The sequence below is a fragment of the Mycobacterium sp. genome, assembly GCF_049608025.1.
In the GTDB taxonomy this organism is placed as follows: Bacteria; Actinomycetota; Actinomycetes; order Mycobacteriales; family Mycobacteriaceae; genus Mycobacterium.
In genome coordinates this window covers 80,994-88,666 of record NZ_JBMYXC010000012.1, presented here as the reverse complement: position 1 = coordinate 88,666, position 7,673 = coordinate 80,994, and the positions used below count along the sequence as shown (strand labels likewise).

Annotated in this window: 8 protein-coding genes; 6 read left to right on the top strand and 2 right to left on the bottom strand. The window is 65.1% G+C overall.

Going from position 1 to position 7,673, the window contains the following annotated elements:
* A partial coding sequence (locus ACPGXI_RS06670) for an endonuclease/exonuclease/phosphatase family protein (RefSeq protein ID WP_526651068.1) occupies positions 1-735 on the bottom strand: 735 nt, incomplete at its 3' end.
* Positions 736-925: 190 nt separating this feature from the next.
* On the opposite strand from ACPGXI_RS06670, the gene ACPGXI_RS06665 reads away from it, so the two are divergent.
* The 3 genes from ACPGXI_RS06665 to ACPGXI_RS06655 are packed head-to-tail and all read left to right on the top strand — an operon-like array spanning position 926 to position 3,583.
* The gene (locus ACPGXI_RS06665) at positions 926-2,560 is read left to right on the top strand and encodes an acyl-CoA carboxylase subunit beta (RefSeq protein ID WP_526651066.1); all 1,635 of its coding nucleotides are present in this window, start codon (positions 926-928) and stop codon (positions 2,558-2,560) included.
* A gap of 58 nt (positions 2,561-2,618) precedes the next feature.
* Complete coding sequence (locus ACPGXI_RS06660) at positions 2,619-2,900, top strand: acyl-CoA carboxylase epsilon subunit (protein ID WP_526651064.1); 282 nt, start codon at positions 2,619-2,621, stop codon at positions 2,898-2,900.
* Positions 2,897-3,583, top strand: a complete 687-nt coding sequence (locus ACPGXI_RS06655; RefSeq protein ID WP_526651062.1) for a Maf family protein — start codon at positions 2,897-2,899, stop codon at positions 3,581-3,583. Before ACPGXI_RS06660 ends, ACPGXI_RS06655 begins: the two co-directional genes overlap by 4 nt.
* Positions 3,584-3,764: 181 nt before the next feature.
* On the opposite strand, the gene ACPGXI_RS06650 is transcribed toward ACPGXI_RS06655, so the two are convergent.
* Positions 3,765-4,100 carry a hypothetical protein gene (locus tag ACPGXI_RS06650; protein WP_526651060.1) on the bottom strand — a complete coding sequence of 112 codons (336 nt, stop codon included), beginning with the start codon at positions 4,098-4,100 and terminating at the stop codon, positions 3,765-3,767.
* Positions 4,101-4,385: 285 nt separating this feature from the next.
* Between ACPGXI_RS06650 and ACPGXI_RS06645 the strand changes: the two genes are divergently transcribed.
* The 3 genes from ACPGXI_RS06645 (at position 4,386) to ACPGXI_RS06635 (ending at position 7,608) form a co-directional block, all read left to right on the top strand.
* Complete coding sequence (locus ACPGXI_RS06645; RefSeq protein WP_526651058.1) at positions 4,386-5,291, top strand: sulfurtransferase; 906 nt, start codon at positions 4,386-4,388, stop codon at positions 5,289-5,291.
* Positions 5,288-5,716 carry a SufE family protein gene (locus ACPGXI_RS06640; protein ID WP_526651056.1) on the top strand — a complete coding sequence of 143 codons (429 nt, stop codon included), beginning with the start codon at positions 5,288-5,290 and terminating at the stop codon, positions 5,714-5,716. The genes ACPGXI_RS06645 and ACPGXI_RS06640 overlap by 4 nt, the downstream gene beginning before the upstream one ends.
* 95 nt (positions 5,717-5,811) lie before the next feature.
* Positions 5,812-7,608 carry an acetyl/propionyl/methylcrotonyl-CoA carboxylase subunit alpha gene (locus tag ACPGXI_RS06635; RefSeq protein WP_526651055.1) on the top strand — a complete coding sequence of 599 codons (1,797 nt, stop codon included), beginning with the start codon at positions 5,812-5,814 and terminating at the stop codon, positions 7,606-7,608.
* The last annotated feature ends 65 nt before the right edge of the window (positions 7,609-7,673 follow it).

Sequence of the window (7,673 nt, the reverse complement as noted above, 5' to 3'; positions counted from 1 at the left end):
GAACTGGCGCATGTCCGGTGTGCTGTTGAAGTCGCCGGCGACGATCACCGCTCCAGAGCCCGCGGTGGCGGCCAGCCCCGCCATCCTGACCTTGGCCGCGGCAATGCCGGTTTGCCACTGGCCGAAGGCCTGCCCGTACAATGCCAACGGATTGATGATGTGAACGCTCGCGATCACCGGGTCAACGCGCACGCCCGGGACCTGCACACGAGCGGCGATCATGCTCCCGCCCTTCATCGGCGTCACCACTTCGAGCGGGAACCGACTCCACAAACCGAAGCCGCCGGCCCCGAGCGCGGGAACCAGCACGGAGTGCGGAAATTCGGTCCGAGCGCCGGTCGCGTAAAACCGTCGAAGCCAGTCGGGCGTCATCTCCGACAACGTGATGACATCCGCACTGGCCCGAGCCAGATCGACCAACGACAGCACGTCTGCTTGGCCAAGGCGCAAATTGGCAGACAGGACCCGAATGCTGACATGCGCACCTGTGTCGGTGGGTTTCCCGAAGTAGTACCAGGGCACCTGGATCACCACGTTGGCCGCCACAATCGCGGCCGCGACGGCCGTCATGACCACCCGCCGGTACACCACGGAAAAGACCAGCACGACCACGGCGGCCAACGCCACGTAGGGCGAACCCACCGCGACGAACAGGGCGATGTTGTTCGCCAGCGGCAACGCGCGCAGGATCAGCGCGGCCATCGAGAGCGCCAGCGCGCACACCGCCAACACCACGAGAAACTTCCGGTACCGCGTACGTTGCCTGCCCGTAGAGATTGAGGTGTCCTCCCCGCGTGCGGCGCCTGAGACGACCGCAGGCTACCAAGCCACCCGCACGTCCAGGTCGTCCGCACACCCGAGTTTCTAAGGGACCATTAAGGGCCACCCGCAGCGCCTGAACACCGCGCCGATAACATCAGTTCCCATGACGAGCGTGACTGAATCTTCCGGGCCGGCCGCCGAACACGAGATCGACATCCACACCACCGCAGGGAAGCTGGCAGATCTGCGCAAGCGCGCCGACGAAGCCTTGCACCCGGTCGGCGAGGCCGCGCTGGACAAAGTGCATGCCAAGGGCAAGCTGACCGCTCGCGAGCGCATCCTGGCGCTGCTCGACGAGGACTCCTTCGTGGAACTCGACGCGCTGGCCAAGCACCGGTCGACCAACTTCGGCCTGGAGGCCAATAGGCCCACCGGCGACGGCGTTGTCACCGGCTACGGCACCATCGACGGTCGCGATGTCTGCATCTTCAGCCAGGACGCCACCGTGTTCGGCGGCAGTCTCGGCGAGGTGTACGGCGAGAAGATCGTCAAGGTCCAGGAGTTGGCCATCAAGACCGGCCGCCCACTCATCGGCATCAACGACGGCGCGGGGGCGCGCATCCAGGAGGGCGTCGTCTCGCTGGGCCTCTACAGCCGGATCTTCCGCAACAACATCCTGGCGTCGGGCGTCGTTCCGCAGATCTCGCTGATTATGGGTGCAGCCGCCGGCGGGCACGTCTACTCCCCCGCGCTGACCGACTTCGTCATCATGGTCGACCAGACCAGCCAGATGTTCATCACCGGACCCGACGTCATCAAGACCGTCACCGGCGAGGACGTCACCATGGAGGAACTGGGGGGCGCGCACACCCACATGGCCAAGTCCGGCACCGTGCACTACGTCGCCTCCGGTGAGCAGGACGCCTTGGACTACGTTCGCGACCTGCTGGGCTATCTTCCGCCGAACAACTACGCCGAGCCCCCGCGTTACCCCACAGCGCACCATGGCGCAATCGAGGAAAGCCTCACCGACGAGGACCTCGAGTTGGACACGCTGATCCCGGATTCGCCGAACCAGCCCTATGACATGCACGAGGTGATCACCCGCATCCTCGACGACGAGGAGTTTCTCGAGGTCCAGGCGGATTACGCAGGCAACATCATCATCGGGTTCGGCCGCATCGACGGCCGGCCGGTCGGCATCGTGGCCAACCAGCCCACCCAGTTCGCCGGCTGCCTGGACATCAACGCCTCCGAGAAAGCCGCACGGTTCGTGCGCACGTGCGACTGCTTCAACATTCCGATCGTCATGCTGGTCGACGTGCCGGGCTTTCTTCCGGGCACCGAGCAGGAGTACAACGGCATCATCCGCCGCGGCGCCAAGCTGCTCTATGCCTACGGTGAGGCGACCGTCGCCAAGATCACCGTCATCACGCGCAAGGCCTACGGCGGCGCCTACTGCGTCATGGGGTCCAAGGACATGGGCTGCGATGTCAACGTCGCTTGGCCCACCGCCCAGATAGCGGTAATGGGCGCCTCGGGCGCGGTCGGCTTCGTCTACCGCGGCCAGCTAAAGGAAGCCGCCAATAACGGCGAGGACGTGGACGCGCTGCGCCTGCAGCTGCAACAGGACTACGAGGACACCCTGGTAAACCCGTACATCGCCGCCGAGCGTGGATACGTGGACGCAGTCATCCCGCCCTCGCATACCCGCGGCTACATCGGTACGGCATTGAGGCTGCTGGAACGCAAGGTGGTACAGACTCCGCCCAAGAAACACGGCAACATTCCGTTGTAACCATTCCCTTGCAACTCGGCCGCCCCGGATCTTCCTTTACAGACAAGGACGCTGCGCAATGAACCATGACGCCGACATCGTCGAGGTCTCCGACCCGCGGGATATGACGATCGACGATCCGCCGGCCCAAGATCCGCACTTCCACGTGCTCAAGGGCGAGCCGACCGTGGTGGAGATCGCGGCGCTGGTGACCGTCCTGGCCGGTGCCGGCGGGGCCGGAGGCGGAGAGTCCGGCCCGCAGGAACTCAACCCCTGGGGCCATCCGGTGGACAAGCTGCGCTACGACGTCTCCAGCTGGCAAACCGTCACGCTGCTGGAGCGGACTCACATGCGGCGATGACCAGGCTCGTCCTGGGATCGGCATCGGCGGGCCGGCTGCGGGTGTTGCAGCAGGCCGGCATCGATCCTTTGGTCATCGTCTCCGACGTGGACGAGGACGCACTGCTGGCCTCGCTCAACACGGAACTGCCTCCACAGGCCGTGGTGGCCGAACTCGCCAGCGCCAAGGCCGTCCGCGTCGCGGCAAAGCTGCCAGAAGACGTGGCCTCCGACTGTGTCGTGCTCGGCTGCGATTCCATGCTGCTACTCGGCGACAAGCTCTGCGGCAAACCAGGCACCGCCGAAGCTGCGCGCCTGCAATGGCAATCGATGGCGGGTTCTGTGGGCCAACTTCTGACCGGCCATACGCTGCTTCGCATCTCCGCCGGGGCGGTCACCCACACCGATGTCCAGACGGGCAGCACAACTGTCCATTTCGGGACACCGACTCAAGACGAGTTAGCCGCCTATATCCGCAGCGGCGAACCCACCACCGTGGCGGGTGCCTTCACGTTGGACGGCCTAGGCGGCTGGTTTGTCGAGCGGATCGAAGGGGACCCTTCCAACGTCATCGGTCTAAGCCTGCCGCTTGTGCGCTGCATGCTGAACAAACCTGGGTTGTTTGTTTCAAATCTTAGGCAGAAAACAGCTAGACGGTATGGAGGCGACTTGAAGCCGAAGGCCTCGGGCAGCAATCGGACGTGACTGGCATCGTTGGAGGAGTCGGCAGCGACCTTCAATAGACAAGGGTCATCGCGGTGGTTCACGAGACGGGTTCCTTCGGCCAGCCAGACGAGTTAGTGGTACTTCTCATCCTGTAGCTGAAGGGCCCGCCTCCCAAGCACCCCAACCCGAGTCAGGTCTACAACGTCATGACCCGCAACAGCTAGGAGCATCTCTTTTGGTTGAATCGCTTGACGTACAGGGATACCCTCTTCGTCTTCTGTGAGATCGTCTCACCCGGCCTCGGGAACTGTGCGCACACCAGCCAGTTAGACTCGTTCATCACATCTTGACCGTTCTTGAGATCGACAATTCTAAGTTTTAGTTCCGCTGGCCCGGCCACTTCCTTAACTGCTTTGATCGCCGCCTTCAACACCGTTTGTCGGACATTCGGCATTTCCCAAACCGCAGGCGCCGCCGACACCGGACCAGCGGACCCTATCGTTGCTGCGAGAATTCCCAGCGTCATCGAAAACGCCGCCACCAAACGTAAACGCACCGTAAAACCCCTCACCATGGTCGCCCAACCCCCTTATAGAGTATCGGATGCCACCTATGGTTTCGATAACGGATTAGTCTCGCCACGTTTGCTCCGGTACGGGCTTCGACCACCTGCAGATACGCTGCGCGGCCAACGGCAGCTATCACAGGCGGCCCTGATCGTGATTCGGCAAGTTTGACTCAAGTCCTATCCAAGATCTGGGCACCCATCCTCGGGTGCCCTGAAACCCAGGCATCCGCTCGGCGGTCGGATGCCGTGTTTCCCCACCGGTAAGGTTGCAGCGTGCCGCTACCTGCCGATCCCCACCCCACTCTGCAGTCCTACGCCCACCCCGAACGGCTCGTCACCGCCGACTGGCTGTCGGAGAACCTGAGCCAACCGGGCCTGGCCATCGTCGAATCCGACGAAGACGTGCTGCTCTACGACACCGGCCACATCCCCGGTGCGGTCAAGATCGACTGGCACACCGACCTCAACGACCCGCACGTCCGGGACTACATCGACGGCGAGCAGTTCGCCGACCTGATGAACCGCAAGGGCATCGCCCGCGACGACACCGTGGTCATCTACGGCGACAAGAGCAACTGGTGGGCTGCCTATGCGATGTGGGTGTTCACCTTGTTCGGCCACCCCGACGTTCGCCTGCTCGACGGTGGGCGCAACCTATGGCTGTCCGAGGGCCGGATCACCAACCTCGACGTGCCGTCCCGGCAGACCAACGGCTACCCGGTCGTCGAACGCAACGACGCCCCCATCCGGGCTTTCCAGCAGGACGTCCTCTCCGTCCTCGGCGCCGAGCCGCTGATCGATGTGCGTTCTCCGCAGGAGTACACCGGCGAGCGCACCCACATGCCTGACTACCCTGAGGAGGGGGCGCTACGCGGCGGCCACATCCCGACCGCGGTGTCGATTCCATGGGCCAAGGCCGCGCTGGACAACGGCAAGTTCCGCAGCCGCGCCGAGCTCGACGAGCTCTACAGCTTTCTGTCCCAGCCCGGGCAGGACCCGAAAACCATCGTCTACTGCCGCATCGGCGAACGCTCAAGCCACACCTGGTTCGTACTGACCCACCTGCTCGGCCTGCCCGGGGTGCGTAATTACGACGGCTCCTGGACCGAGTGGGGCAACGCGGTCCGGGTGCCGGTGGCCGTCGGATCCGAGCCAGGAGATCCGCCGGGTTCGGCATGAGCGCTCTCCCGGCGCCGTTGGGCGAGGTGGTGTCCGACTTCAAGGAGGTGCAGGGGCAGGACAAACTGGCCCTGTTGCTGGAGTTCGCTGATGAACTCCCAGCGTTGCCGCCCGGGCTCGAAGAGTCCGCGATGGAACCGGTGCCCGAATGCCAGTCGCCGCTGTTCCTGCACATCGACGCCGACGACAAAGCTCACGTTCGGCTGCACTTCAGCGCGCCCGCCGAAGCCCCGACCACCCGCGGTTTCGCGGCCATCCTGGCCACCGGCCTGGATGGGCAGTCCGCCGCCGACATCCTCGCCGTCCCCGACGACTTCTACAGCGACCTGGGGTTGGCGGCGCTGATCAGCCCGCTGCGACTGCGCGGCATGTCCGCGATGCTGGCGCGCATCAAGAACAAGCTGCGTGCAATTACCGACGGGTAAGGGACCGGCTCGCCGGGCCACCAGGCGGGGCGCTTAAACTTCCCGGGATACATTCTTAAAGACGCTCTTAGAGAACCATGCCATCAGGAGGCGCAGTGGCCACGCACGCCAGCTCGAAGATCTCCAAGGTGCTTGTCGCCAATCGCGGGGAGATCGCAGTCCGGGTGATCCGGGCAGCCAGGGACGCCGGCCTGGCGAGCGTGGCGGTCTATGCCGAACCCGACGCCGAGGCGCCCCACGTGCGACTCGCGGACGAAGCGTTCGCCTTAGGCGGCCAGACCTCCGCAGAGTCCTACCTGGTGTTCGAGAAGCTGCTGGATGCCGCGGCCAAGTCCGGCGCCAACGCCATCCACCCGGGCTATGGCTTCTTGAGCGAGAACGCCGACTTCGCCCAGGCTGTCCTCGACGCCGGTCTGATCTGGATCGGGCCCAGCCCGCAATCGATCCGCGACCTCGGCGACAAGGTCACCGCGCGCCACATCGCCGCCCGCGCGGAGGCCCCGTTAGTGCCCGGCACGCCAGACCCGGTCAAGGACGCCGACGAGGTCGTCGCGTTCGCCAAGGAGTACGGCGTACCCGTCGCGATCAAGGCGGCGGGCGGCGGCGGCAAGGGCATGAAGGTGGCCCGCACCATCGAGGAGATCCCCGAACTCTTTGAGTCGGCCACCCGCGAGGCGCTCGCGGCGTTCGGCCGCGGCGAGTGCTTCGTGGAGCGCTATCTGGACAAACCTCGCCATGTAGAGGCTCAGGTCATCGCCGACACCCATGGCAACGTCGTCGTCGCGGGCACGCGGGACTGCTCGCTGCAGCGCCGCTTCCAGAAACTGGTGGAAGAAGCGCCGGCTCCTTTTCTCACCGACGCGCAGCGCAAGGAAATCCACGAGTCCGCCAAACGCATCTGCAAGGAAGCCGACTACTACGGCGCCGGAACCGTCGAGTACCTGGTCGGCCAGGACGGCCTGATCAGCTTCCTGGAGGTCAACACCCGGCTCCAGGTCGAGCACCCCGTCACCGAGGAGACCTCAGGTATCGACCTGGTTCGTCAGCAGTTCCGCATCGCCAACGGCGACGCGCTGGACATCACCGAGGACCCGACACCGCGAGGCCACTCGATCGAATTCCGCATCAACGGCGAGGACGCCGGACGCGGCTTCCTGCCCGCCCCCGGCCCGGTCACCCTTTTCGAACCTCCCACCGGCCCGGGCGTGCGTCTGGACTCCGGCGTGGAGACCGGATCGGTGATCGGCGGCCAATTCGATTCGATGCTTGCCAAGCTGATCGTCACCGGCGCCAACCGCTACGAGGCGCTGGACCGCTCGCGCAGGGCTCTCGCAGAGTTCACCATCGAGGGCCTGGCCACGGTCGTCCCATTCCACCGCGCGGTGGTTTCCGACCCCGCCTTCATCGGCAACGATGACGGCTTCGCCGTACACACCCGCTGGATCGAGACCGAGTGGAACAACACCGTCGAGCCTTTCACCGGCGGCGACCCCATCGACGAGGAAGACACCATCCCTCGACAGACCGTCGTGGTCGAGGTCGGCGGCCGTCGGCTTGAGGTGTCACTGCCCGGCGACCTCGCGGTCGGCAACGGCGGCGCCAGCGCCAGCGGTGTCATCCGTAAGAAGCCCAAGCCGCGCAAGCGTGGTGGCGGCGGCAGCTCCGCGGCCTCCGGCGACTCGGTGACCGCCCCGATGCAGGGCACCGTCGTCAAGGTCGCCGTCGAAGAGGGTCAGACCGTCGCGGAGGGCGACCTGGTGGTGGTCCTGGAGGCCATGAAGATGGAGAACCCCGTGACGGCCCACAAGGATGGTGTCATTACCGACCTGGCCGCCGATGCCGGCGCGGCCATCACCCAGGGCACTGTGCTCTGCGAGATTAAGAGCCAATAGGCGTCCCCAGGGCGCCAAGACCACACCCCGTCCGATTCGGGGCAGCCTCAGGTACTAGTGTCTTC

Coding starts and splice junctions, on each gene's coding strand:
- ACPGXI_RS06665 (WP_526651066.1), top strand. CDS start 926: ATGACGAGCGTGACTGAATCTTCCGGGCCGGCCGCCGAACACGAGATC.
- ACPGXI_RS06660 (WP_526651064.1), top strand. CDS start 2,619: ATGAACCATGACGCCGACATCGTCGAGGTCTCCGACCCGCGGGATATG.
- ACPGXI_RS06655 (WP_526651062.1), top strand. CDS start 2,897: ATGACCAGGCTCGTCCTGGGATCGGCATCGGCGGGCCGGCTGCGGGTG.
- ACPGXI_RS06640 (WP_526651056.1), top strand. CDS start 5,288: ATGAGCGCTCTCCCGGCGCCGTTGGGCGAGGTGGTGTCCGACTTCAAG.